We start from the raw sequence: 22,549 nt of genomic DNA on the forward strand, positions 1-22,549 counted from the left end.
AAGCCGGGGTCGTGGTGGGGCGACTTACTTCTTCGCGTCCTTGTCCTTTGCGCAATCGCAGCCGAAATCCGGTGCCGGTCCACCGTCGGCAATGAAACGATCGATGCGCTGCTCCAGCACCGGCAGCGGCACCGAGCCGATCTGCAGCACGGTGTCATGGAAGTGGCGGATGTCGAACTTCGAACCCAGCGCCTGCTCGGCCTTCTGGCGCAGCGCCAGGATCTTCAGGTAGCCCAGTTCATACGACAGCGCCTGGCCCGGCCAGCTGATGTAGCGATCCACTTCGTTGGCGATCTCGCGATCGGACAAGGCGGTGTTCTGCGTCATGAAGTCGATCGCCTGCTGGCGCGTCCAGCCCAGGTGATGGATGCCGGTGTCGACCACCAGTCGGCAGGCGCGCCACATCTGGTAGGTGAGGTAACCGAAGCGATCGTAGGGCGTCTTATAGATGCCCATCTCATTGCCCAGGTACTCCGAGTACAGGCCCCAACCCTCGCCGTAGGCCGAGATATAACCCTCGCGACGGAAGTCCGGCTGGCCGCGCTGCTCGGACGCCAGCGCCAGCTGCAGTGAATGGCCGGGCGCCGATTCGTGCAACGTCAGCGCCGGCATGTTGTACAGCGGACGCGACGGCAGGTCATAGGTGTTGACCAGATACGTGCTGGCGCCGCCGCGGCCCGAGGTGTAATACGGCGCGATATCGGCCGGCACCGGCACGATGGCGAAGCGCTGGCGCGGCAGGCGGCCGAATTCCTTGCCGAGCTGCGCGTCTACCTGCTTGGCCACCCACGCGGTGCGCATCAGCAGTTCGTCGGGCGTCTTGGCGTAGAACTGCGGATCGGTACGCAGGAAGTGCAGGAAATCGGCGAAGCTTCCCTTGAAGCCCGACTCCTGCATGGTCTTGACCATCTCGGCATGGATCTTGTCCACCTGCTCCTGGCCGATCTTGTGGATGGTGTCCGGATCCAGATCGAGCGTGGTGTATTCGATGATCTGCTGGCGATAGAACGCCTTGCCGTCGGGCATGGCTTCGGCGGCGAGCGTGGTGCGTGCCTTGGGCACGTAGTCGTTGCGATAGAAGCTGAGCAGGTTGGCGTAGGCCGGGATTACCTTGTTGCTGATTGCCTTCTTGGCGGCATCGCGCAGCTTGATCGCGTCGGCGGCCGGCACGGTCGAGGGCATCTTCTCGAACGGCTTGTAGAAAGTGCTCTGGGTCGGGTCCTTCAACTCCGATACCGAGCTGATGGACGCGTCGCGTCCCTTGAGCACTTCGCGCGGCACGGTGAAGCCACGCGCCAGACCGTCGCGCATATTGTCGATCTGCTGCTGGAAGTACGCAGGCACCTGGTTGAGGCGATCGATGTAGCGCTGATAATCCTGCGTGGTGCGCAGCCGGTCGCCTTCGAGCACATAGCCCAGGTCGCTCCAGAACGCCGAGTCGCTGTTGAACGGCATCTGCCACTGCTTGAACTTCTGCGAGGCGAGCAGGTTCTGGATCTGCGCCCGGTATACGGCGTAGTTCACCTGGTCTTCCGGCGACAGTTGCTTGACGTCGATGCCATCGAGGTCGTTGGACACCTTCTGCCAATAGTCCTGGCGCTTCTGCTGGTTGGCCGCGTCCACATTGTCCAGGCGCGAGCCATTGGGTTGTGCTTCACCCGAGCTGGCAATGCCGGACTGGCCGTTGCGCCACGTCCACTCCTGCTCGTAGATCTGCTTGAAGCGTGCATCGGCGCTGGTATCGGCCCAGGCCGGCGCGGCCAGTGCGAGCGTGGTGGCCGCGGCCAGCCAGGTGGTGCGTAGAGCTTTCTTCACTGCGGGTTTCCCTTTGCCAAAGAGGTCGTGAGCGGCGATGCCGACACGGCATCCTCCACGCTCCAGTCATCCAGCGCCTGTGGCGGAAGCTGGGGTAGCGCTATGCGGGACAGCGCGTCCCGCGCATCGCCCTTCAATCGTGCCACGCGCAACTCAATGCCACGACTGGCCAGCCATGTAGCGAAATCGGCGAGGGATTCGAGCGAGGTGCCGTCCAGGTCCGGGCTTTCCTCCAGGCTGAGCACGACGCGACGCAGGCCTTGGCCCGCTTTGACGCGTTCGCGGGCCTGGGCCAGCATGGCCTCGGCATTGGCGAAGAACAGCGGCTCCTCCGGCCGCACGATCAGCATGCCCGGTACCTGCAGCGCCTCGGGATGTTGCGCCGTGTCCACGAAATCGTGCCCGTCGGCCAGCCGCCCCAGTATGCCCAGCCGGGGCGTGGCGAGCTGGCGCAACAGCATTACCAGACTGAAGGCGATGGCGAACAGCAAGCCGTTGAGGATGCCCAGCGACAACACCGCCACCACCGCCGCCAGCAGCACCAGCCGGTCGCGTTGCCAGCGAAAATACGGTGCGAACACCGACACCCGCAGCGATTTGCTCACCGCGTGGATCACGATGGCCGCCAGCACCGGCTGGGGAATGCGCTCGATCCAGCGCAAGGCCAACAACACCAGCACGAGCACGCTGACGGCACCGATAAGGCCGGCAAGGCGCGACCGCGCACCGGCCGCCTCGTTCGCCGAGGTGCCGGAATATCCTGCGCCCACCGGCATGCCGTGCAGCGCACCGGAGATCACATTGGCGATGCCGAGCACCAGCAGGTCGCGATTGGGATTCACTGTGTCGCCATGCTTCAGCGCAAAGCCGCGGATCGAGCTATAGGACTCTGCATAGAGAATGAGCAGCAGCGCTGCCGCCAATTCCACACTGGGCAACCACTGGTCGCTGCGCGGCCACGTCGGCCAACCCAGATCGGTCGCCAGCTGGATGGGGCCCGTCAACGCCACGCCATGCGCCGCCAGCCAACCCGATGCCAGCACGCCCAGTGCGATGGCCACCAGACTTCCCGGCAGCCGACGAATGCGCTCGCAGGCAAACAGCAGCAGCAACGCAACCAGGCCCGCACCCAACGCCGCCACGTTCACCTGCGGCAACACCTTCGCCAATTGCACGATCAGCAGCGGCATGAAATCGCCATGCACGTCCGCCACACCCAGCAGATGCGGCAGCTGCTTGAGTGCGATGACACAGGCAAGCCCAAAGGTGTAGCCACGCAGCACAGGACGCGCAATCAGATGCGACAACCCACCCAGTCGCGCCGCACCGGCCACCAGAAAACAGCCGCCTGCCAGCACCACGAGCGTTCCCGCCAATGCGACCCTCGAAATACTGTCACCACCAGACAGCGCCAACGTTCCCGCCGCCAGCACAGCTGCCGACGACGAAGTGGCGGACACGATCGCATAGCGACTGCGCCCCAACAGCCCATACGTAGCCAACCCCACGAACAAAGCAATCACGCCCGCCTGCGGCGGCAGGTTGGCGATACCGGAATAAGCGACCGCTTCGGGGATCAGCAGGCCGGCAATGGAGAGACCTGCGACCAGATCCAGATGCCAGGTGGATGGCGCTTTGGCTACGACGGGTGGTGTTGTCGTGGGCATGGGGCGCTTCCGGCATGGATGGGGGGGAGGGTAGCTGATTGCGGGGATGGTTCGTTGTTGCCGACCTCGGGTTGCTCGCCGCTTAGGCGCGGGCGGATTTTCGCTACCCATCGGCTCGCAGCACCGTCGCGCCCGCTCTTCTGTGGGAGCGCACCCTGTGCGCGACCGCCACGCTGCGGTGCACCGCTCCGTAGGTTTGTCGCGCACAGGGTGCGCTCCCACAAAGAGCCGAGCGGCAAGATTGATCGGCCATCTCCATACCTGCGTCCCCCTTGTAGGAGCGCACTTGTGCGCGACCGCACTACCTGGATGTACCGCTCCGTCGGCTGGTCGCGCACAAGTGCGCTCCTACAAAAGAGCCGCCCGACAGCGTCGGACGTCGCGTGGCTCTTGATGCGGCTCTTGATCTCGGGGTCCCCGTATGACGCGGCGGGCGGGTGGAGGAAAGCCCGAAGGGTGGCCGCAGGGATGCGGCCAGTTTTTCGACAGGACAGGGATGTCCTGTCGAAAAACCCCGGAGCCCGACCGCGCACCTGGAGGGCGCAGCCCGGAAGGCGCGTCATCCGGGGGGCCCTTCTCTTTGGTTACTTTCTCTTGGGCAAGCAAGAGAAAGTAACCCGGCCTTCCCAAAAAGGGGACTAGCTTTGCGTCGCCGGCAGGAGGTCGGAAGCCCGCGGCAGGCGGGCCAGGTCGCTGTATCGCGACAACTAAAGACCGAGGCTCTGGATGACCAGCCTTTGGCTGTTGAAAAGCGCTTCCGGCCTACGCCGGAATGACGAGCGAAAGAAGACTGCGGCACCTCCAAACAACGAGGCAGGGTTGGCCCCTCACCCCAACCCTCTCCCCGGCGGGGAGGGGGAGCGAAAGGCCTCAGCTCTCCATCCCCTCGTAATACCCCCGCATCGCCTGCAGATAGGCGTCCAGATTGCGCCCCTCCACACTGTCGAAGCGCTCACCCGTAATCGAACACCCATGAATGCGATCCGGGCGAAAATTGCGGAAGCCCACGCGCAACCGACACCAGCTGCCCAAGGTCCACGCACCACCCCAGAACGCCAGACACAACGGCTCAACCTCGCGCGTACTGGTACGGCCAGCTTCATCGCTGTATTCCAGCCGCAGCACCTGGTTATCCGTGATGGCCGCGTTGAGACGGTCAATCAACGCGGCGAAATCGGTCTTGGTCTGGTCACGCCAGATCGGCGCATAGATGCGCGTACGCGTGGAGCGCTCGCGCAACTCGGCAGGCAGGACGGCTTCGATCTTCAGCAGCGCGGCCTGCGCGCTCTCCGCCAGTTTCTGCCCGGCGAAGGCACGCACGAAGCGCGTGCCGACCACCAGCGATTCGAGTTCGTCGGCGGTGAACATCAGCGGCGGGATGTCCGAACCTTTGCGCAGCACGTAACCGACACCGGCTTCTCCCTCGATGGGCACGCCGGAGAGCTGCAGGTCAGCCACATCGCGGTAAACGGTGCGCAACGACACACCGAGTGTGCCCGCAAGCTGACGCGCCTGCAGCGCGGTCCGGCGACCCCGCAAGGCGTGGATGATGAGGAACAACCGGTCGGCGCGACGCATCCGTGGATGATGGCGGAGCGGCGCGCCCGGGAACAGCGCCGGGAGTCATGGTTTGCCTGGCCGCTCACCTCAGAGCCACTCGGCACGCTCTCAACAAACGCCATGACAACCGGCCGGCCATACGCCTTCACGCCGCCTGCGCTTCCGCCAAGGCCGCGTCCAGCGCCATCGCGCGCTGCATGGCCGGCCGGGACATCACGCGAGCCACATAGGCGCCGATCACCGGCACCTCGGGGATGAGCTTGAACATCGTCATCCAGTTCAATGCGCAGCCCCACAGCACATCCACCGCGCTGAAGCGTTCGCCCAACATGTAGGGGCCACGCTCCAGCTGCGCCACCAGCGTGGCGAACATGGTGTCCCAGTCGCCATAGGGACACGTGGATGGCGGCACCGCGTCGCGCTTCAGCGCGCGGTCCACCGCGGCCGGTTCGAAGCACGAGCCGTAGAACACCATCCAGCGCAGGTACGGCCCACGCAGCGGATCGTCCAGGCCAGGCGCCAACCCCTTATCCACGTACAGATCGGCGAGATAGAGATAGACGGCCGGTTGCTCGGTGACCAGTTCGCCGCGATGCCAGATGGCCGGAACCTTGCCCATCGGATTGACCGCCGTGTACGGCGTTTCACGCTGCTCGTTCTTGCGCAGGTTGAGCACGTGCATGTCGTATTCGACGCCCAGTTCTTCCAGCAGGGCGCGGGCGCCGCCGGAGCGGCTATTGGGTGCGTGGTAGAAGGTGACGCGTGGAGTGGTCATGGCACGTTCCTCGCTGCGAGAGAGCTTGGCGTCGAGATCAGAGATAGCTGGTGATGGCGGGCGCGTTCCACCAGTTGTTGTCGCGCCCATCGGAATAGCGGACAGGTGCGGCGGCCCATTCCTCGTCGCTCACGTCGTCCAGGCAGACCACGTTGACCGCCACGAACTCGCCGCCGATTTGTTCCACATAGCCGCGATGGAACGAATGCGTGCCGCAATGGCGACAGAACAGGTTGTGCGTGCTGTCGGTGCCGAAGCGGTAATCGACCAGCGCGTCCTCGCCGCTCACCACGCGAAACGTCTTGAGGTCGGCCCTCGCGCTCCAGAAGCGCAACTTGCGACAGATGGAGCAGTTGCAGCGTCCGGTGCCCGCGGACAGATCCAGGTCCGCTTCGTAGCGAACGGCGCCGCAGTGACAACTGCCGTGATAGGTGCGGGTCATGCGCGCGCTCCTCGCAGTCGGCGCGGCGTCAGCGATGCGCGCTCGGCGGTGACCTGCTTGCTGACCTCCTCTTTCTTGCCGTTCGCCGTTTCCGGTGTGGTTACCGGAAAGCGGTATTGGCCATCCATCAACAGCCCGCGCAGGTACAAGGGCCGGTATGCCATCAGGATCTTTCCGATCGACAGTGCCATGACATTCTCCTCGTCGTGTTCGCTCAGGCCGCCACGGCGGTGGCGGCGTCGCCCGCGCACCACGGCGGCGGCAGGGCGTGCTTGAACAAGCGGTACCAATGTTCGCGATCGCTCGGGTTGTAGAGGTCGAGCGTGCGGATCACTTCGCGGGCAAATTCCACGCTGCCCAGCTGGCTGGCGGTGATGACGCCCTCGTCGCTCACGGCGAGCGCGTTGGCGTCGTACTGCTCGGCGCCGGCATAAGCGGGCACATGCGTGCCGATGTGGCCCGGCCAGCTGCCGGTATGACGGCAGGCATCGAGCAGCCCGGCCCGGGCCAGCACCAGCACACCACTATCGACGGCCGCCACCGGCGCGCCTGCCGCGTGCACGCGCCCCACGGCCTGCACCGCCTCGTCGCCATCGCCGTGTTCCCACAGATAGCCGCCCGGGACGATCAGCAATGCCGCGCGCCGCAGGTCCAGCTCATCCAGGGTGAGCTCGGGCACCACGCGCAGGCCGGCCATGGAAAGCACCGGCTGCATGGAAAAACCCACCGTCTTCAACTGCCAGTCGCCCGGCCGACGGATTTCACAGAGCGCATGCGCCGCATGCCAGTCCGCAAAACCGTCGAACGCCAGGAAATACACCGTATCGCGCATGAGAGTCCCTCCTTATGACGGAGGCCAGTGTGGCTACCCCCTGCTGCCAACGTGTTGTCAGTAGGGGAGCCGCCGTGTAACCACCTGTGGGAGCGCACCCTGTGCGCGACAGGCGCCCGAGCGCCCCGCGAAGACCGGTTCTCGCCAGGCGCTCGGGCGCCTGTCGCGCACAGGGTGCGCTCCCACAGGGAGGGGGCCGACGCTCGTGGCGGTGGCTTGTCCGAAAAGGTTTTCAGGACGGATAGATGAACCCACTGGTCATACTTTGAGCTGACAAGTGTCGGCATCAACCGGGACAATAGGGGTCCCTTTGCTTGCGGGTTCGCCATGAAGTCCATTTCGCTCATCCAGTTCCTGATCGAGGAACGCCGCGCCGGCCGCATGAACGCCGAGCTGTCCCTGCTGATCGAAGTGGTCGCCCGTGCCTGCAAGCGCATCGCGGTGGCCACCAACAAGGGCGCCCTTGGCGGCGTGCTGGGCGAGGCGGGCACCGGCAACATCCAGGGTGAGGCGCAGAAGAAGCTCGATGTGATCTCCAACGAGATCCTGCTCGAAGCGAACGCCTGGGGTGGCCAGCTCGCCGCGTGCGCCTCTGAGGAAATGGAAGATCCGCAGCCGATCCCCGACATGTATCCGAAGGGCCATCACCTGCTGCTGTTCGATCCCCTCGACGGCAGCTCCAACATCGACGTGAACATTTCCGTCGGCACGATCTTCTCGGTGCTGCGTTGTCCCGACGGCATCACCGAACCCAAGGCCGAGCACTTCCTGCAGGAAGGCACCACCCAGCTGGCCGCCGGTTACGTGGTGTACGGCCCGGCCACGGTGCTGGTGATCACCTTTGGCCACGGCACGCACGAGTTCACGCTCGATCGCGAAGTGGGCAGCTTCATCCTGAGCCGTCGCAATATCCGCATCCCGGAAGAGACCGCCGAGTTCGCCATCAACATGTCCAACCAGCGTCATTGGGAAGCGCCGATGCAGCGTTACATCGGGGAGCTGCTGGCCGGCACGGAAGGCCCCCGCGCCAAGGATTTCAACATGCGCTGGGTCGCCTCGATGGTGGCCGACGTGCATCGCATCATCACCCGCGGCGGCGTGTTCTTCTATCCGCTGGACGCCAAGATCAAGTCCAAGGGCGGCAAGCTGCGCCTGATGTACGAAGCCAACCCGATGGCCTTCATCGTCGAGCAGGCCGGCGGCGCCGCCACCACTGGCCGCGAACGCATCATGGGGTTGCAGCCCACCGGCCTGCACCAGCGCGTGCCGGTGTTCCTCGGTTCGAAGAAAGAAGTGGAAGTGGCCACGCACTACCACGTCGAGGCAGACGCCGCAGGCTAAAGGCCGTCCCCCTTTGACGCTCGTCATCCCGGTACAAGCCGGGATGACGAGCAGTTTGCTGACCGTTGCACAACGTGCGCCGCAACCTGCCATCGTGCCGCCCTCTGGCGGTCGTACACTCGCTCGCCAGTGACCGGCCTGCCGAAGGATCAGCAGGCCGAACCTTCCTCTACGAGCCGCCCGCGCCCATCGACATGACGTCCACCCGCTTGTTTCGCCCTGTCCTGCCCCTGCTTGCCAGCCTGGTGCTGTGCGCCTGCTTCGGCAGCACCAAGCCCACGCCGCCGCCTGCGCCGATCGCGCCGCCTCCGGTGGTGAAGCTGCGTATTGGCCTGGCCCTGGGCGGCGGTGCGGCCAAGGGCTTTGCGCACATCGGCGTGATCAAGATGCTGGAGGCCAACGGCATTCGCCCCGATGTGGTGGCCGGCACCAGCGCAGGCAGCGTGGTCGGCGCGCTTTATGCGAGCGGCATGGACCCGTTCCATCTGCAGGAGACCGCCATTGCGCTGGACCAGGCCAGCCTGCGCGACGTGCGTCTGTTTTCCGGCGGCGTGGTGCAGGGGCAGAAACTGCAGGACTACGTGAACGCCCAGGTGAAGAACCGTCCGCTGGACAAGCTCAACGTGCCGTTCGCGGTGGTGGCGACGCAACTGGAAACCGGTCAGCGCACGGTGTTCGTGCGTGGCAATACCGGCCAGGCCGTGCGTGCTTCCAGCAGCGTGCCCGGCGTATTCGAGCCGGTGGACATCAGCGGCAAGCATTACGTGGATGGCGGCGTGGTCAGTCCGGTGCCGGTGGATGCCGCGCGTCAGCTGGGTGCCGACGTGGTGATCGCGGTGGATATTTCCAGCAAGGCCAACGGCAGCAACCCGCAGGGCATGCTCAATATTGTCGGCCAGTCCATCAGCATCATGGGCCAGAAGCTCGGCGAGCAGGAGCTGGCGCGCGCAGACATCGTGATCCGGCCCAAGGTGAATCAGATCGGCGCGGCGGACTTCGAGCAGAAGGACCAGGCCATCATGGAAGGCGAGCGCGCCGCGCTGGCGGCCATGCCTGCGATCAAGGCGAAGATTGCTGCGATCCAGGTGGCGCGCCAGCAAGCGGCCAGCGTCGTGGCAACGCCGGTAACGCACTAACCCACAGCAGTTTCTCGCCTGGCTGTCCAGACGGCCATCTGGATGATTGGCCCAACGGACAGCTGCGCGCTAGTTTGCGCGCGGGGACAACCAGGGGGTTCCATGGGCGCGTGCAGCCAGTGCGGCAAGTCGATCCTGTTCGGTGGCCGACGACTCGATGGGCGACGCTATTGCAGCGCTGCCTGCGCCCGTTCCCATCCGCTGCACCTTGCTGCCGACCAGGTGCCACTGGACATCCTGCAGCGCCAGGTGAGCGAGTGGCGCCAATCGCGCTGCCCACGTTGCAAGCGACAGGACGCTGCCATCGACGTATACGAACACCACCGCGTGCATTCGCTGCTGCTGATGACGCAGTGGAGCACACGACGCAGTGTGTGCTGTCGTCGCTGCGGTCGACGCGACCAGCTGCTGAGCACGCTCTACTGCCTGGGGCTGGGCTGGTGGGGCTTTCCGTGGGGTCTGCTGATGACGCCGGTGCAGATCGTTCGCAACATCTTGGGCCTGTGCCAAGGCGAGCCGGCGCGGCCAACGACCGCCTTTGAACACGTCGTGCGGCGGCAGATCGCCAGGCACTATTTCGAGGCCCAGGGCGCGCTGCCGTCGTTCTCCGCGCACCGCTGAGCGACTTGGCGGCGCGCGGCCTGGCCTGCTAGCGTGTGGTAATCCCCATCGCAATCCAGGCGCCCGCCATGCAACACCCTGCCCGTCTGCTGCTGCCCCTGTTGGTGGCGGCTTTTGTTCCCGGCCTCCATGCGGCGACCCGCACCGACCCGCGCATCGAACAATTGCTCACCGACCTCGGCAAGACGCGCGCCATCAGCGCCGTACAGCTGTCGCCCGATGGCAACCAGCTCGCCTGGGTGGTGCGCACGGACGGCAAGGATGCCATCGAGGTGGCCAAAGCCGACGGCAGCGACGCGCATCGCGTGGGCATCGCCAAGCGTGGCGATTGCAATGAGACAGATCCCGCCTGGGCGCCCGATTCGCATCATCTGGCCTTTCTTTCCAATTGCGCCAACGGCGGCAAGCAGAAAGATCTGCTGGTGGTCGACATGCAGGCCAAGGAGTCGCCTAAACATATGGCCTCGCTGCCCGGCGTGGCGCAGGACCTGAGCTGGGCCCCTGACGGCAAGTCGCTCGGCTTCCTTTACGTGCCCAACGGCACGCGTCGTGCCAGCGCGGTGTATGCCGCCAAGCCGGCCTCGGGCGAGATCGGTGTGGATGGCATGGAAGTGCAGCGCGTGGCGACGGTGGATGCCGCCGGCGGCAACGTGCGCCTGCTTACACCGGAAAGTACCTACGCGTATGAATTTGCGTGGTCGCCGGACAGCCAGCGCATCGTCTTCACCGGTGCGCCGCCGCCGGGCGACAACAACTGGTGGCTGGCCAAACTGTATGTGCAGAACGCGCAGGTCGATGCGAAGGCCACGGCGATTCTCGATCCGGCGACCGCGAAGGGTTCACTGCACGGCCTGCAGATGGCATTGCCGCAGTGGTCGCCCGATGCTCAGCGCATCGTCTTCATCGGCGGCCTGATGAGCGACCAGGGTTCCACCGGCGGTGATCTCTACGCGGTCTCTGCCAGCGGCGGCGATGCGATCAATCTCACGCCCAACACGCGCGTGACGCCGGCGTGGTTCACCTGGTCCGGCACGCAGCAGTTGCTCGTCGCACAGGTCAGCAATGGCCAGAGCCAGGTGGCCGAGTACGCCATCGATGCGGCCAGGGCGGCGCAAACGCGTCTGCTCTTCACGCTGCCGGCGACGATCGGCGACGGCAGTGCGGAGATGGCGCTATCGCTGTCCGCCAATCGCAACAGACTCGCCTTCGTGCAGAGCTCGTACACCGAGGCTCCCGAAGTGCACGCAGGCGCCTTGGGCGACACCCCGCCGCCCGCCGTCACCCAGTTCAATGCTGCACTCAAGCCGCAATGGGGCAAGGCCGAATCGGTGGAATGGGATATCGAAGGCCGCCACGTGCAGGGCTGGCTGCTGTATCCCGCCAATTACGATGCGAAGAAGTCCTACCCGATGATCGTCACCGTGCACGGGGGTCCGTCGAGCGCGGTGATTCCGCGCTGGCCGCGCATGGGTTTTGCGGGCGAGCCGTTCTCGGCGCTGGGGTACTTTGTCTTCATGCCCAATCCGCGCGGCAGCTTTGGCCACGGCGAGGCGTACGTACAGGCCAATCGCAAGGACTTCGGCCACGGCGATCTGCGCGACATTCTCGCCGGCATCGACACGATCGAAAAGAAGCTTCCCGTCGACGACAAGCGCCTTGGCCTCACCGGCTGGAGCTACGGCGGTTTCATGAGCATGTTCATCCCCACCCAGACGACGCGCTTCCGCGCGGTGGTGGCGGGCGCAGGCATCGCCAACTGGCAGAGCTATTACGGCCAGAACCTGATCGACCAGTGGATGATCCCGTTCTTCGGCGCCTCCGTTTACGACGATCCGCAGGTGTACGCGAAGAGTTCGGCGATCAACTTCATCAAGCAGACCAAGTCGCCCACGCTGATCGTGGTGGGCGACCGCGATGCCGAGTGTCCGGCGCCGCAGTCGTTCGAATACTGGCATGCGTTGCGCGCGCAGGGCGTGCCGACCTCGCTGGTGGTGTATCCCAATGAAGGCCATCACTTTGTGGATCCGGAGCATCAGCGCGATGTGTTGCAGCGCGCCTTGCTGTGGTTCGAGAAATATCTGCCGGCGTCGAACTGAGTCTGGCCGCACCACCGAAAGCCTGAGCCGCCGATGTCCGCATCGGCGGCTTTTTTGTGCCCCTGCCATCCGGCCTATTGAATTTGGTCAAAGTGTATTGTTGTATTAATACACATGGATGCCTCGATGTTCGCCATACAACCCACCTCGGCCGAACCGATCTACCGGCAGATCGTGGAGCAGCTGCGCCGACTGATCGCCGGCGGCCAGCTGGTGACCGGCGACCTGCTGCCCTCCGTTCGCGATGTCGCAGGATTTCACGCGATCAACCCGATGACGGTATCGCGCGCCTACGGCATGGCCGAGACGGAAGGTTTGCTGGAGCGCCTGCGCGGCAAGGGCATGGCGGTGGCCGCGACCACGCGCAGCACGGCCACGCAGGCGCAACGCATGGCGTTGCTGGAGGCCCAATTGCAGGCACTCGCGCGCCATGCGCGTGAGCTTGAATTGCCGGGCGATGCCGTACTGCGCCGGCTTGGCAAGCTGCTGGACGAATGAGATTGGCAGGGAGGGGCACACCGCCCCTCGCATCGCCGGCGGCACCGCGCCGCACGGTTAAACAAGCGTCTGACGTGAGGGTAGTCCGATGAATGCCGCACTGCGATCCATCAACGACAATGCCGCCGCACCGCTGGCTGTGCGCGGTCTCTCGCATGGCTACGAGGATGGCCAGGTGTTGTCCAACATTGACCTGGCGATTGCACCGGGCAGCGTGTTGGGCCTGATCGGGCGCAATGGCGCCGGCAAGTCCACGTTGATCCGCGCCATGCTTGGCCTGCTGCAGCCGCATGCCGGCGAATGCACCGTGTTTGGTGAGGCGGCGCTCAAGCTGTCCGATCACAGCAAGGCGCGCATCGCCTATGTGCCCCAACAGCCGGATGCCCTGGCGTGGCTGAGCGCACGCCAGATGCTCGACTACGTGGGCCGCTTCTATCCCACCTGGGATGCAGCCTATGCGAAAAGCACGCTTGAGCGCTGGCTGATTTCGCCGAACAAGCTGCTGGGTAAACTGTCGCCAGGCGAGCGCCAGCGTGTCGACCTGATCCGCGCACTCGCCTCCCGGCCCGAGTTGCTCGTGCTGGACGAACCGGCTGCCGCACTCGATCCCGTGGCGCGCCGCGACCTGCTGCGTGAGATTGCATTGCGCGCGGGCGAAGCCGGCACCACGGTGCTGTTTTCCACCCACATCGTGTCCGACCTGGAACGCGTCGCCTCGGAGATCGCCTTTCTGCACGAAGGCAAACTGCTGCTGCATTGTGGCGTGGACGAAACCAAGGAACGCTTCGCACGTCTGTGGCTGCCAGCGGCGATGTCTGCGGCTGCACCGACCCAGGTGTTCGGGCGTCATCGTCATGAAGATGGCAGCGTGAGCCTGGTGGTGGAGCGCGATGCCCACGGCCGCTGGCCCGAGGCCTCGTCCTTGCCGGGCGCGCGCGTCGATGCGCTCGGCCTCGAAGATCTTTTCGTGGAGATCGCGGGATGACTGCCCATGGCATGTTGATCGCACCGTGGTATGCCATGCGCCAGACGACGCGCTGGATCGTGCTGGCGATCAGTGTGCTGCTGGCTGCGGGCGCCAGCGCGTTTGCCCTGTTCGGCCTGCACGGCGCGGAACGCGTTTACTGGGCGCCGGTCACCGGCATGCTGGTGGCCACGGGCGTGTTCATGCTGACCCTGTTTGGGCTGTCGCCCTGTCTGCTGCTGGCCATCGACGGCAGGAAGATGCGTTTGCCCTGCGTCGAACGCGAGGCGTCCGGTGCCGTGCTGCTATACGGTGTGTTGCTGGTGATCGTGCCCAGCGTGGTCATCGGCAGTCTGGGCGGCTACACCTGGAACGTGATGGCTGCGCTGGCCGCCGCCGTGACGGCAGGGCTCGCCATGGCGCTGCTGCCGCGCGTCTTCAGCTTCTTCATCTGGTTGTTGCCTGCGGTATTCAACATGCTGCAGCCCGTGTTCCATCTGCCGCGCCCCGCCGAGCCTGGATTTCCCCTATTGGGCGGCACCATCGCCCTGGTCTTCGCCTTGATCGCGCTGGGATGCTGGCGCCGCGTGGCACACTCCGACCAGCCTTACGGCGGCATGGGGGCGCCGATGATGATGCAGTTCGGTGCAGCCTCGCGCGGTGGCTGGGGCAGCTGGGGCGGCGCCGGCATGGACGCCAGCACCCTGATCCGTCGCAACCCGGCATGGCTGCAGCCGCGTGTCGAGCTGCGCCAAAGCGGCCCGGCGCACCCCGTGACCAGCCTGCGCATCGGACTCGGCGGCGTGTTTGCGCCGCTCACTACGGGTGGGCGTGCGATGCAGCTGAGCATCGTGCTCGGCGCCTCGCTGATCTTTGTGCTGCAGCTTGGCGTGCAGGCCGTACAACGCCATCCGGGCCACTTCAGCGAAAGCTTCGTTCATACCGGTCTGGTTGGCATGCTGATGTGGGGCGTTGGTTTCGGCGGCAGCATGATCGCGCTGCTGCCGATCGCCCAGCTGGTTCAGCGCTGGATGAAACAGAACGCCGAATTGCCACTGCTCGCGCTGATGCCAGGACTCGGCGATGCCGCCCACGTGAAGCGTCGCCTGCTGTGCGCCTCGCTGCTGCCGCCGCTGGCTGCCCTGGGTGCGCTGATGGTGTTGGCGCTGGTGCTGGCGACGTTGCTGCACGCGAGTGCCATCGGCACCTGCGCGCTGATGCTTACGCTATGCGGCGCGATGGCCTTCGTCTCCGCCTTCGTGGTGTCCGTCCTGGGCGGGCGCCCACTGGGTCGCTGGCCAAGCATCGGTCTGTGTCTGTTCGGCTATGTGCTGTTCTCGGTCAGCATCATGGTTCCCCTGCTGAGCTCCGGCGACCAGGTCCATGGCTACGTCACCTGGTTCGTGGGTGCGTGGGGTGTGCTGCTGGCCCTGCTCGCATGGCTGGCGCTACGCGGGTGGCGTGGCCTCGCACGACGGCCGCATCCATTTCTTGCCAACTCCGTCTGACGCGAGCCCTCAACGAACGACAGCGCGTCAGAACAACTGACCCTGCGGTGACGGTTTGCGCGGCGGCACGAACTTGGTCGTGTCCAGCTGCAACTCGCGGGCGCGGCCAAAGCCGTGCTTGCGGCACGCCACGTCGAAGCGGCGGCGGATAAGGTCGGCAAACACGCCCTGCCCGCGCATGCGCGTGGTGAAGTCGCTGTCGTAGTCACGGCCGCCGTGCATCTGCTGCACCAGGCTCATGACATGCGCTGCACGCTGCGGCACGTGCAGCGCCAGCCATTCGCGGAACAGCGCCTTCAGTTCGTACGGCAGGCGCAGCGTGGTGTAGCCCGCACAGGTCGCTCCGGCATCGGCCGCCTGCTGCAGCACGGCTTCCATATCGCGATCGTTGAGCGCCGGAATGATCGGCGCGACCAGCACACCCACCGGGATGCCTGCGTCGCGCAAAGTGCGCACGGCCTGGATGCGCCGGTGCGGCGCGCTGGCGCGCGGTTCGAGTTTGGCGGCCAGATGGTTGTCCAGCGAGTTGATCGACACGAACACCTGCACCAGGTTGTCGCGCGCCATCGGCGCGAGGATGTCGATATCGCGCTCGACCATCGCGTTCTTCGTGACGATGGTGCACGGATGCCGGCACTCGGCCAGTACCTCCAACGCAGCGCGCGTGAGTTTCCAGCGCCGCTCGATGGGCTGATACGGATCGGTGTTGCTGCCGATATTGATCGGGCTCACCGTATAGGACGGCCGGGCCAACTCATGGCGCAGCACCTCGGCGAGATTGCTCTTGGCACGCAGCTTGGTTTCGAAATCGAGCCCGGGCGAGAGGTTGAGATAGCTGTGCGACGGACGGGCGAAGCAATAGATGCAGCCGTGCTCGCAGCCGCGATACGGATTCAAGGCCTGGTTGAAATGGATGTCCGGCGAATCGTTGCGCGTGATGACGCTGCGCGCGCGTTCTTCGGTGACCTCGGTGCGCGGTCGCGGCGCCTGCTCGTCGAGCACCAGGCTTTGCCAGCCGTCGTCCTCGGCGTGGTGGCGGATCGACTCGAAGCGGCCTTCCGGATTGGAGGCGGCGCCTCGGCCCTTGAACGCGTGGGGAGGGAGAAAGGATTCGGCCATGCCGGCAGTTTGCACCCGCAGGGTCTCAGGTGGCGCGACATCTCCGGGGCCTGCGGTCGCGCACCAGTGCGCTCCTAGAAGGGTGCCAGCTGGGTTCGCAGTGCCTCGCCCATGGCCTCCAGGGGATAGTGGTTCAGTTGGTCGGACATCTCGGTGAACACCGGCGCGGAGATGGTCCAGCCCATGGGGATGGGATAGTTGCCCGGACACAGGCGGAAGTGCCACAGCATGTCGCCACGCGATGGATCGGCGGCGTCGGGCCGTAGCGCGTTCAACAACTGTACGCGGGCGTAGTCGCCGCGGGCGCTGCGGGTATCGAGCAGGGCGTCGAGTGGGGCAGTCGCCTCGCCACGGACATGCGCAGGCATGGCGCCGGGTACGGCCTGACATGCCGTGGAATAGAACGGCAGCGGCGCTCTGGCGTCGTGTTGCTCGACGAAATCGCTCATCAGCGGATCGTTGCTGATGTGAATCACGATGAAGCGCATCGACACGCCATGCTGCCTGGCCTTGCTGCGAAGCAGGCGCATCAGTTCAAGCAGGGTGGTGGTGCCTGAGTTTTCGAAGTAACCGCCATCTACCAGCTGCATGCGATTGGGCACGGGCGGATTGGCCAGATGCGCTTCGAGGGTGCCGGCCGGGCTCACATAGGTGAAGCGCGCGCTGTTGAGCACGACTTCGCTCAGCGGCACGCGTGGGTCGAGCCAGCTCGAACCATCGAAGCCCGCGGTCCACGGCTGGCGCTGGGGTGTGGCCATCGGCTGGAACGGATGCTGGATAAAGCGCTTGCCTTCGGCCACCGTGGTGCTGTTGAGGAAGAGCGCCGGCAACGATGGCGTGACCTGCGGCCCTTCGTAGAGGCCTGAAAACGGTTGCTCAAAGGCGGGCATGCCTTGCTTGCGGGCAGCCGATTCCCAGGCACGGGTCAGCGCTCGGGCGCGATCGTCCAGCCACGCGCCGGGCAACCAGCGTTGGGTGAAGTCGACAAAGAATGTGTTGGCCAGGGTCGGCGCGAGAAAATCGTGGCTCAGCATGCGCTGTGCGCGTGGTTCCAACGCTGAGGTATCCAGCGGATGGGGTTGCGCCAGCGCACTCACATAGACGGCCAGACCAAGACTGCCACCGGAGACGCCGCTGGCTGCAAAGAGATAGCGCGCGAACAGTGGCTCATTGATTGCCGGCTGTCCCTGTTGCGTGATCGCGGTAAGACGGCTCAGCACCTGCGCCGTCCACGCAGCGCCGCGGATGCCGCCACCTTCGGCAGATACAAGGATGACCGGGCACGGATCGTGGCCGGCGCAGCGGTCCTTGATCCACGCATCGGCATAGGCATCGAAGCTCGGCCGTGAATCCGGCGGCTGCATGGCCGGGCGCTCATGCGTGCTCATGCCGGGATACTGCCGCACCTGGTGGTTGTCGTTCAGATGCAGCCAATGCAGCGAAGCGCTGACCAGCAGCAGGATGGTCAGCAGCGGCACGCCGCGCCGGTCACCAATCATGCATAACAGGCCGCCGCTGTAGCAGAGGAAAGTGGCGGACAGCAGCAGGATGGCCAACGGCCCCATGCCGTCGAGCAATTCGGGCATGAATGCGATCAGCACCGTGGCCAGCACGTTGAGCGTCACCACCACGACATACATGACCACGGCAAACGTACCGAGATCACGCACGCGCCAGACGCGTTTCTCATCGCGCGGACGCGCATGCGGCGTGGTCAGTCGCGGCATGCGCCGGGTCAAGGTGCTCCAGAGCCGACGGCGCGTGGTGAAGAACACGATGAGGAAGGCCGCCTCCGCCAGCAATCCCAGCGCCCGCCAGCTGCGTTGCGCACAGTGCTCGGTAATGCCGCACGGCCCATGCGGAAGTTTGACCAACGCCAGCACATAGCCAAGGCACACCAGCAACGGAACCAATGCGCCGAGCAGCCGCGGCAACCAGTCCCGCAGGAAAGCCGCGCGTTCGTCCTGCAGGGCGGGCCAGCGTGGATAGCGCAGACGATAGGCCTGACGTGCCGCATGCCACATGGCCAGACCGGCCAGCGCGCTGCAGAGCAGCAGGGCGAGATAGCGCGCCACGCTGGGATCGGTCCACAGGGCGATCAGGAACAGTTCCGCAGCCTGATCGACGCCGATCGCGACCATCACCGCCACGGCGAGCACCAGCAGCGACACGCGCACGGGCTTGAGATGGTCGAGCACCAGGGCGGTCCAGCCGAGCAGTTGGCGCCAGCGGCGGCGGATGGTCGGCCGTCGGGAAGACGTTGCACGTTCGATGTCGGGCATGCGGCTTCCTCCATCTTCCGTGGGTCGCGGCAAGCATAGTAGGCTGCTACGTTGCCCCCACCCGTGACGGCCTTCGCATGCACGGTTCGGCGACGTCGCCGACTCGATGCTGAAGGGAAGATCTTGCGTCACGCCTGGGCGACACGTCGCTGTGGATACTTCGCGCACTGCTTCAGGGCAAGGAGTATGCGATGACCGTCGAAGGCCTGCTCGTCTTCCTGTTGATCGGCGCCATTGCCGGCTGGCTGGCCGGGCTGATCGTGCGCGGCTTTGGTTTTGGAGTGCTCGGCAACATCGTGGTCGGCATCATCGGGGCGTTCTTCGCCGGATGGCTGTTGCCGCGGCTTGGGGTGCACTTCGCCGTGGTGAGCCCGTTCGTCAACAGCGTCCTGCATGCGTTGATCGGCGCCGTGGTATTGCTGGCCATTGTCGGCGTCATACGCAGCGTCTGATTCGCGCAAACGAAAAGGCGCGACGGTTGCCCGTCGCGCCTTCTGGTTGATACGAGCGGGACTCAGCTACGGATATCCACGTCCTTGGTCTCGCGCAGGAACAGCAAGCCGATGAAGAACGTGGCGATCGCCACGATGATCGGATACCACAGGCCGTAGTAGATATCGCCCTTCCATGCGACCAGCATGAAGCCGATGGTCGGCACGAAACCGCCGAACCAGCCGTTGCCGATGTGGTAGGGCAAACTCATCGAGGTGTAGCGGATGCGGGTGGGGAACATCTCCACCAGCCATGCCGCAATCGGGCCATACACCATGGTCACGTAGAACACGAGGATGGCCAGCAACACGATCAGCATCGGGTAGTTGCTCTTCGCCGGATCGGCCTTCTCCGGGTAGCCTGCCTCCTTCAGCGCACCGGTAAGCTGCGCGCCGAAGGCCTTGTTCTGGTCGGCAAATGCCTTGCTGTCGAGCGCGCCGCCTTCGAACGAGGAGATCGTGCGGTCGCCGATCTTGACCTCGGCAATGCTGCCGGGCTCGGCGGCTATGTTGGAGTAGGGAATACCCTTTTTCGCCAGCGCGCTCTTGGCCACATCGCACGAGCTGGTGAATTTCGCCTTGCCCACCGGATCGAACTGGAAGCTGCAGCCGTTGGGATCAGCCACCACTTTCACTGGCGAGGTGGCGGCCGCCGCTTCGATGGCTGGGTTGCCGAAATGCGTAAGCCCCTTGAAGATCGGGAAGTAGGTGAGCGCGGCGAGCAGGCAACCGGCAAGCACGATGGTCTTGCGACCAATGCGATCCGATAGCCATCCAAAAAACACGAAGAACGGCGTGCCGATGGCAAGACCCGCAGCGATCAGCAGATTGGCCGTGGTGCCGTCGATCTTCAGGCTCTGGGTGAGGAAATACAGCGCATAGAACTGACCCGTGTACCACACCACCGCCTGGCCGGCCGTGGCGCCGAGCAGTGCGAGTATCACCAGCTTGAGGTTTTTCCACTGGCCAAAGGCTTCGGTCAGCGGCGCCTTGGACTGTTTGCCCTCGGCCTTCATCTGCTGGAACACCGGCGACTCGCTCAGCTGCAGTCGGATGTACACCGACACGATCAGCAGCAACAGCGAGATGCCGAACGGAACGCGCCATCCCCAGTCGTCGAACTTCTCGGTGCCCAGCCACAGGCGCAGGCCGAGGATCACCAGCAGCGAGAGGAACAGACCGAACGTTGCGGTGATCTGGATGAAACTGGTGTACAGGCCACGCTTGCCTTGCGGTGCATGCTCGGCCACATAGGTCGCCGCACCGCCGTATTCGCCGCCGAGGGCCAGGCCCTGCAACAGTCGCAGCGTGATGAGGATCACCGGTGCGGCCACGCCGATGGTCGAGTAATTAGGCAGCACGCCGACCAGGAAGGTCGACAGGCCCATGATGACGATGGTGATGAGGAAGGTGTACTTGCGACCGATCATGTCGCCCAGGCGACCGAATACGATCGCGCCGAACGGACGCACCGCGAAGCCGGCTGCAAACGCCAGCAATGCAAAGATGAATTGGCTGGTTTCGTTGAGACCGCTGAAAAAGTGCTTGCCGATGAGCGCGGCGAGCGAACCGTAGAGGTAGAAGTCGTACCACTCGAACACGGTGCCCAGGCTGGAAGCCAGGATGACGCGGCGGTGGCCGGTGTCGAGCGATCCCCGCATGTCGACGGCGGTCGTAGCCATGATGTAGCCCTCTGTTGTGACGCCCCATCGAATCGATGGATGGTGGTTTCAGGGTGCAACTCGCTGGAGCGGCGTTGGCCACTCGCTGCGTCGTTCTCTACTCGTCCGGTTCGGGCGCCTCCCGTCGCCCCACCCGGCGGTGGCGATGGCAACGCCTGGACGTTGCCACCGTCGCTTCCTCAGAACTTGTACATGCCGCTGAAGCTCACCTGGTTGCCGTTGACGGTCTGGCTCGAGGGCGAATTCTTCAGCTGGTAACGCAAGTTGTCGTAGATCCACTCCACCCCAAGCTCGTAGTTACCCGAGGCATATTGCAGGCTCAAGGCAGACATGTTGTTGCGCAGCAGGCCCACGCCCGGTGCAGCCGCCGTGCCGGGTGCAGTCCAGGCCATCACGTCTTCGCGGTTGGGACGCGCGGCCGCATAGAAGGCGTTGACGCTCCACTTGGGTGTGAAGTTGTAGCCGGCCTGCACGAAGCCGCCCGACTCCTTGATGTTGCCGAACTGGGACATCGCACCAAAGATCTCGCCCAGCGCCTTGCCGGTATAGATCAGGCCTTTCAGGGTCCACGGACCGGGCTTCCACTGGCCGCCCAGGTCGTAGCCAATGCTGTTGAGCGTGTCACGCGGCGGCTTGGGCACGATATCGCCCACGCCATGCAGATCGATTTCGGAGTAATGCGCCGTGAGGTAGCCCAGCCAGTCCTTGCCCTGCGCATGCAGGCGCGCTTCCACCTGCGGCTTGAAATGCGCCGCGCCGCCGTTGAGATAGTTGACGGTTGCGGTGCCAGCGGGGTTCTGCGGGCCGCTCCAGTTGCCCTCGAGCACGGCGAAGTCGAAGCGCCACTTCACGCCGTCGGTGCCGTGGTTGAGGTCCTGCATCACGATCACGCCAGGATAGCGCCAACCCACGATGCCCGAGCCGTAGCCCAGCGGGAAGGCGATATGCGAGAGCGAGGTCGGCGTGTTTTCCAGCGGGAACATCAGATCCCACATCTGGCCGATGCGCACCGTGGTGCCCCAGGTGGGGTTGTTGATGTCCATATAGGCCTGGCGCAGGCGCGGAATCGGCTGCTGCTGCGCGTATGCACCGGTGCCGTTGTTGCCGCCGAAGAAGTCCATCTCGAGGCGGCCGCTGCCATTCCAGTTGTCGTTCAACTTGGCGCCGGTGAAATCCAGCCAGAAGCGGGTGTTGCGCACGTCCGCGCCGCTGAGCGATCCGGTATAGCCGTTCGCCTTGTTGGCGGCGGTCGGCGGCGCGGGAATTTCCGCGTTCTGGCCGTTGCCGTAGTTGATGAAGGTGCGGTCCTGGCCAAACACGGTGGCATCGATAAAGCCATGCAGCGCCACCGTCAGCCCCGGCGCGGTGGTGAACTGCGGCTTGGGCGCCGCTTCGACCTTGGTGGAGGTCGCCTGCGCCGTGGTCTGCGCTTGCGTGGCGGCCACCTGCGCCTGCTGCGCGGTTTGCGTGGCCTGCGTGGTGGCGGCCTTCTGTTCCTGGATCATGGCCTTCAGTTCGGCCAGTTGCTGTTCCAGCTGGTTCACGCGCTGCTCGAGTTGTTGTTCGCGCGTACTGCCTTTGCTCGTGGTGGTGCTCTGCGCATGGGCTGCCAGCGGCAGGCTCAGCGCGCAGGCGATGCTTAGCGCCAGCGCGGCATGGCGGCGGGCGGTGGTGGGCAATGTCATGGCAGGCCTCCCCAGGTCGATGACCACCCGAGCAT

19 protein-coding genes are annotated in these 22,549 nt (G+C 65.0%); 8 read left to right on the forward strand and 11 right to left on the reverse strand.

Annotation, left to right across the window (positions count from 1 at the left end; translation table 11 throughout):
* Positions 1-24: 24 nt before the first annotated feature.
* The 7 genes from AB4Y82_RS05145 to AB4Y82_RS05175 form a co-directional block, all read right to left on the reverse strand.
* Positions 25-1,815 carry a DUF885 domain-containing protein gene (locus tag AB4Y82_RS05145; RefSeq protein WP_441601789.1) on the reverse strand — a complete coding sequence of 597 codons (1,791 nt, stop codon included), beginning with the start codon at positions 1,813-1,815 and terminating at the stop codon, positions 25-27.
* Positions 1,812-3,482: a SulP family inorganic anion transporter gene (locus AB4Y82_RS05150; RefSeq protein ID WP_441601790.1), complete on the reverse strand. Its 1,671-nt coding sequence runs from the start codon at positions 3,480-3,482 to the stop codon at positions 1,812-1,814. Before AB4Y82_RS05150 ends, AB4Y82_RS05145 begins: the two co-directional genes overlap by 4 nt.
* Positions 3,483-4,352: 870 nt before the next feature.
* Positions 4,353-5,060, reverse strand: a complete 708-nt coding sequence (locus AB4Y82_RS05155) for a helix-turn-helix transcriptional regulator (RefSeq protein WP_441601791.1) — start codon at positions 5,058-5,060, stop codon at positions 4,353-4,355.
* Positions 5,061-5,187: 127 nt separating this feature from the next.
* Positions 5,188-5,817, reverse strand: coding sequence for a glutathione S-transferase family protein (locus tag AB4Y82_RS05160; protein WP_441601792.1), 630 nt, complete (start codon positions 5,815-5,817; stop codon positions 5,188-5,190).
* Positions 5,818-5,854: 37 nt separating this feature from the next.
* The gene (locus tag AB4Y82_RS05165; protein WP_441601793.1) at positions 5,855-6,259 is read right to left on the reverse strand and encodes a GFA family protein; all 405 of its coding nucleotides are present in this window, start codon (positions 6,257-6,259) and stop codon (positions 5,855-5,857) included.
* Positions 6,256-6,450: a hypothetical protein gene (locus AB4Y82_RS05170; protein WP_441601794.1), complete on the reverse strand. Its 195-nt coding sequence runs from the start codon at positions 6,448-6,450 to the stop codon at positions 6,256-6,258. Before AB4Y82_RS05170 ends, AB4Y82_RS05165 begins: the two co-directional genes overlap by 4 nt.
* Positions 6,451-6,473: 23 nt before the next feature.
* Positions 6,474-7,091: a DJ-1/PfpI family protein gene (locus AB4Y82_RS05175; protein ID WP_441601795.1), complete on the reverse strand. Its 618-nt coding sequence runs from the start codon at positions 7,089-7,091 to the stop codon at positions 6,474-6,476.
* Between the two features lie 327 nt (positions 7,092-7,418).
* Here AB4Y82_RS05175 and AB4Y82_RS05180 point away from each other — a divergent pair, with 327 nt between their 5' ends.
* The 7 genes from AB4Y82_RS05180 (at position 7,419) to AB4Y82_RS05210 (ending at position 15,255) form a co-directional block, all read left to right on the forward strand.
* Entirely contained in the window at positions 7,419-8,432 is a 1,014-nt protein-coding gene (locus AB4Y82_RS05180; protein WP_441601796.1) for a class 1 fructose-bisphosphatase, read from the forward strand.
* 194 nt (positions 8,433-8,626) lie between these two features.
* A complete protein-coding gene (locus AB4Y82_RS05185) occupies positions 8,627-9,568 on the forward strand; it encodes a patatin-like phospholipase family protein (protein ID WP_441611146.1) in 942 nt (313 codons plus the stop codon).
* Positions 9,569-9,670: 102 nt separating this feature from the next.
* Positions 9,671-10,189 carry a hypothetical protein gene (locus AB4Y82_RS05190; protein WP_441601798.1) on the forward strand — a complete coding sequence of 173 codons (519 nt, stop codon included), beginning with the start codon at positions 9,671-9,673 and terminating at the stop codon, positions 10,187-10,189.
* 68 nt (positions 10,190-10,257) lie between these two features.
* Positions 10,258-12,285, forward strand: a complete 2,028-nt coding sequence (locus tag AB4Y82_RS05195) for a S9 family peptidase (RefSeq protein ID WP_441611147.1) — start codon at positions 10,258-10,260, stop codon at positions 12,283-12,285.
* Positions 12,286-12,399: 114 nt separating this feature from the next.
* On the forward strand, positions 12,400-12,783 hold the full coding sequence (locus tag AB4Y82_RS05200; RefSeq protein ID WP_441601800.1) for a GntR family transcriptional regulator: 384 nt from the start codon (positions 12,400-12,402) through the stop codon (positions 12,781-12,783).
* 88 nt (positions 12,784-12,871) lie between these two features.
* The gene (locus AB4Y82_RS05205; RefSeq protein ID WP_441601801.1) at positions 12,872-13,768 is read left to right on the forward strand and encodes an ABC transporter ATP-binding protein; all 897 of its coding nucleotides are present in this window, start codon (positions 12,872-12,874) and stop codon (positions 13,766-13,768) included.
* Positions 13,765-15,255, forward strand: a complete 1,491-nt coding sequence (locus AB4Y82_RS05210) for a hypothetical protein (protein ID WP_441601802.1) — start codon at positions 13,765-13,767, stop codon at positions 15,253-15,255. Before AB4Y82_RS05205 ends, AB4Y82_RS05210 begins: the two co-directional genes overlap by 4 nt.
* 27 nt (positions 15,256-15,282) lie before the next feature.
* On the opposite strand, the gene AB4Y82_RS05215 is transcribed toward AB4Y82_RS05210, so the two are convergent.
* Together AB4Y82_RS05215 and AB4Y82_RS05220 are read right to left on the reverse strand one after the other, a co-directional pair.
* Positions 15,283-16,374, reverse strand: coding sequence for a PA0069 family radical SAM protein (locus AB4Y82_RS05215; RefSeq protein WP_441601803.1), 1,092 nt, complete (start codon positions 16,372-16,374; stop codon positions 15,283-15,285).
* A gap of 74 nt (positions 16,375-16,448) precedes the next feature.
* Positions 16,449-18,656 carry a hypothetical protein gene (locus AB4Y82_RS05220; protein ID WP_441611148.1) on the reverse strand — a complete coding sequence of 736 codons (2,208 nt, stop codon included), beginning with the start codon at positions 18,654-18,656 and terminating at the stop codon, positions 16,449-16,451.
* Between the two features lie 191 nt (positions 18,657-18,847).
* Here AB4Y82_RS05220 and AB4Y82_RS05225 point away from each other — a divergent pair, with 191 nt between their 5' ends.
* Positions 18,848-19,108, forward strand: coding sequence for a GlsB/YeaQ/YmgE family stress response membrane protein (locus AB4Y82_RS05225; RefSeq protein ID WP_441601805.1), 261 nt, complete (start codon positions 18,848-18,850; stop codon positions 19,106-19,108).
* Between the two features lie 62 nt (positions 19,109-19,170).
* Here AB4Y82_RS05225 and AB4Y82_RS05230 read toward each other — a convergent pair whose 3' ends face one another.
* Positions 19,171-20,829, reverse strand: coding sequence for an MFS transporter (locus tag AB4Y82_RS05230; protein ID WP_441601806.1), 1,659 nt, complete (start codon positions 20,827-20,829; stop codon positions 19,171-19,173).
* Between the two features lie 179 nt (positions 20,830-21,008).
* Positions 21,009-22,514: a hypothetical protein gene (locus AB4Y82_RS05235; protein WP_441601807.1), complete on the reverse strand. Its 1,506-nt coding sequence runs from the start codon at positions 22,512-22,514 to the stop codon at positions 21,009-21,011.
* Between the last annotated feature and the right edge of the window lie 35 nt (positions 22,515-22,549).

Source organism: Dyella sp. 2YAF14, from assembly GCF_052114725.1.
GTDB lineage: Bacteria > Pseudomonadota > Gammaproteobacteria > Xanthomonadales > Rhodanobacteraceae > Dyella.

Excerpts from the sequence above, each read along its gene's own strand:
- AB4Y82_RS05150 (WP_441601790.1), bottom strand. The coding sequence starts at position 3,482 with ATGCCCACGACAACACCACCCGTCGTAGCCAAAGCGCCATCCACCTGG.
- AB4Y82_RS05155 (WP_441601791.1), bottom strand. The coding sequence starts at position 5,060 with ATGCGTCGCGCCGACCGGTTGTTCCTCATCATCCACGCCTTGCGGGGT.
- AB4Y82_RS05160 (WP_441601792.1), bottom strand. The coding sequence starts at position 5,817 with ATGACCACTCCACGCGTCACCTTCTACCACGCACCCAATAGCCGCTCC.
- AB4Y82_RS05165 (WP_441601793.1), bottom strand. The coding sequence starts at position 6,259 with ATGACCCGCACCTATCACGGCAGTTGTCACTGCGGCGCCGTTCGCTAC.
- AB4Y82_RS05170 (WP_441601794.1), bottom strand. The coding sequence starts at position 6,450 with ATGGCACTGTCGATCGGAAAGATCCTGATGGCATACCGGCCCTTGTAC.
- AB4Y82_RS05175 (WP_441601795.1), bottom strand. The coding sequence starts at position 7,091 with ATGCGCGATACGGTGTATTTCCTGGCGTTCGACGGTTTTGCGGACTGG.
- AB4Y82_RS05180 (WP_441601796.1), top strand. The coding sequence starts at position 7,419 with ATGAAGTCCATTTCGCTCATCCAGTTCCTGATCGAGGAACGCCGCGCC.
- AB4Y82_RS05185 (WP_441611146.1), top strand. The coding sequence starts at position 8,627 with ATGACGTCCACCCGCTTGTTTCGCCCTGTCCTGCCCCTGCTTGCCAGC.
- AB4Y82_RS05190 (WP_441601798.1), top strand. The coding sequence starts at position 9,671 with ATGGGCGCGTGCAGCCAGTGCGGCAAGTCGATCCTGTTCGGTGGCCGA.
- AB4Y82_RS05195 (WP_441611147.1), top strand. The coding sequence starts at position 10,258 with ATGCAACACCCTGCCCGTCTGCTGCTGCCCCTGTTGGTGGCGGCTTTT.
- AB4Y82_RS05200 (WP_441601800.1), top strand. The coding sequence starts at position 12,400 with ATGGATGCCTCGATGTTCGCCATACAACCCACCTCGGCCGAACCGATC.
- AB4Y82_RS05205 (WP_441601801.1), top strand. The coding sequence starts at position 12,872 with ATGAATGCCGCACTGCGATCCATCAACGACAATGCCGCCGCACCGCTG.
- AB4Y82_RS05210 (WP_441601802.1), top strand. The coding sequence starts at position 13,765 with ATGACTGCCCATGGCATGTTGATCGCACCGTGGTATGCCATGCGCCAG.
- AB4Y82_RS05215 (WP_441601803.1), bottom strand. The coding sequence starts at position 16,374 with ATGGCCGAATCCTTTCTCCCTCCCCACGCGTTCAAGGGCCGAGGCGCC.
- AB4Y82_RS05220 (WP_441611148.1), bottom strand. The coding sequence starts at position 18,656 with ATGCCCGACATCGAACGTGCAACGTCTTCCCGACGGCCGACCATCCGC.
- AB4Y82_RS05225 (WP_441601805.1), top strand. The coding sequence starts at position 18,848 with ATGACCGTCGAAGGCCTGCTCGTCTTCCTGTTGATCGGCGCCATTGCC.
- AB4Y82_RS05230 (WP_441601806.1), bottom strand. The coding sequence starts at position 20,829 with ATGGCTACGACCGCCGTCGACATGCGGGGATCGCTCGACACCGGCCAC.
- AB4Y82_RS05235 (WP_441601807.1), bottom strand. The coding sequence starts at position 22,514 with ATGACATTGCCCACCACCGCCCGCCGCCATGCCGCGCTGGCGCTAAGC.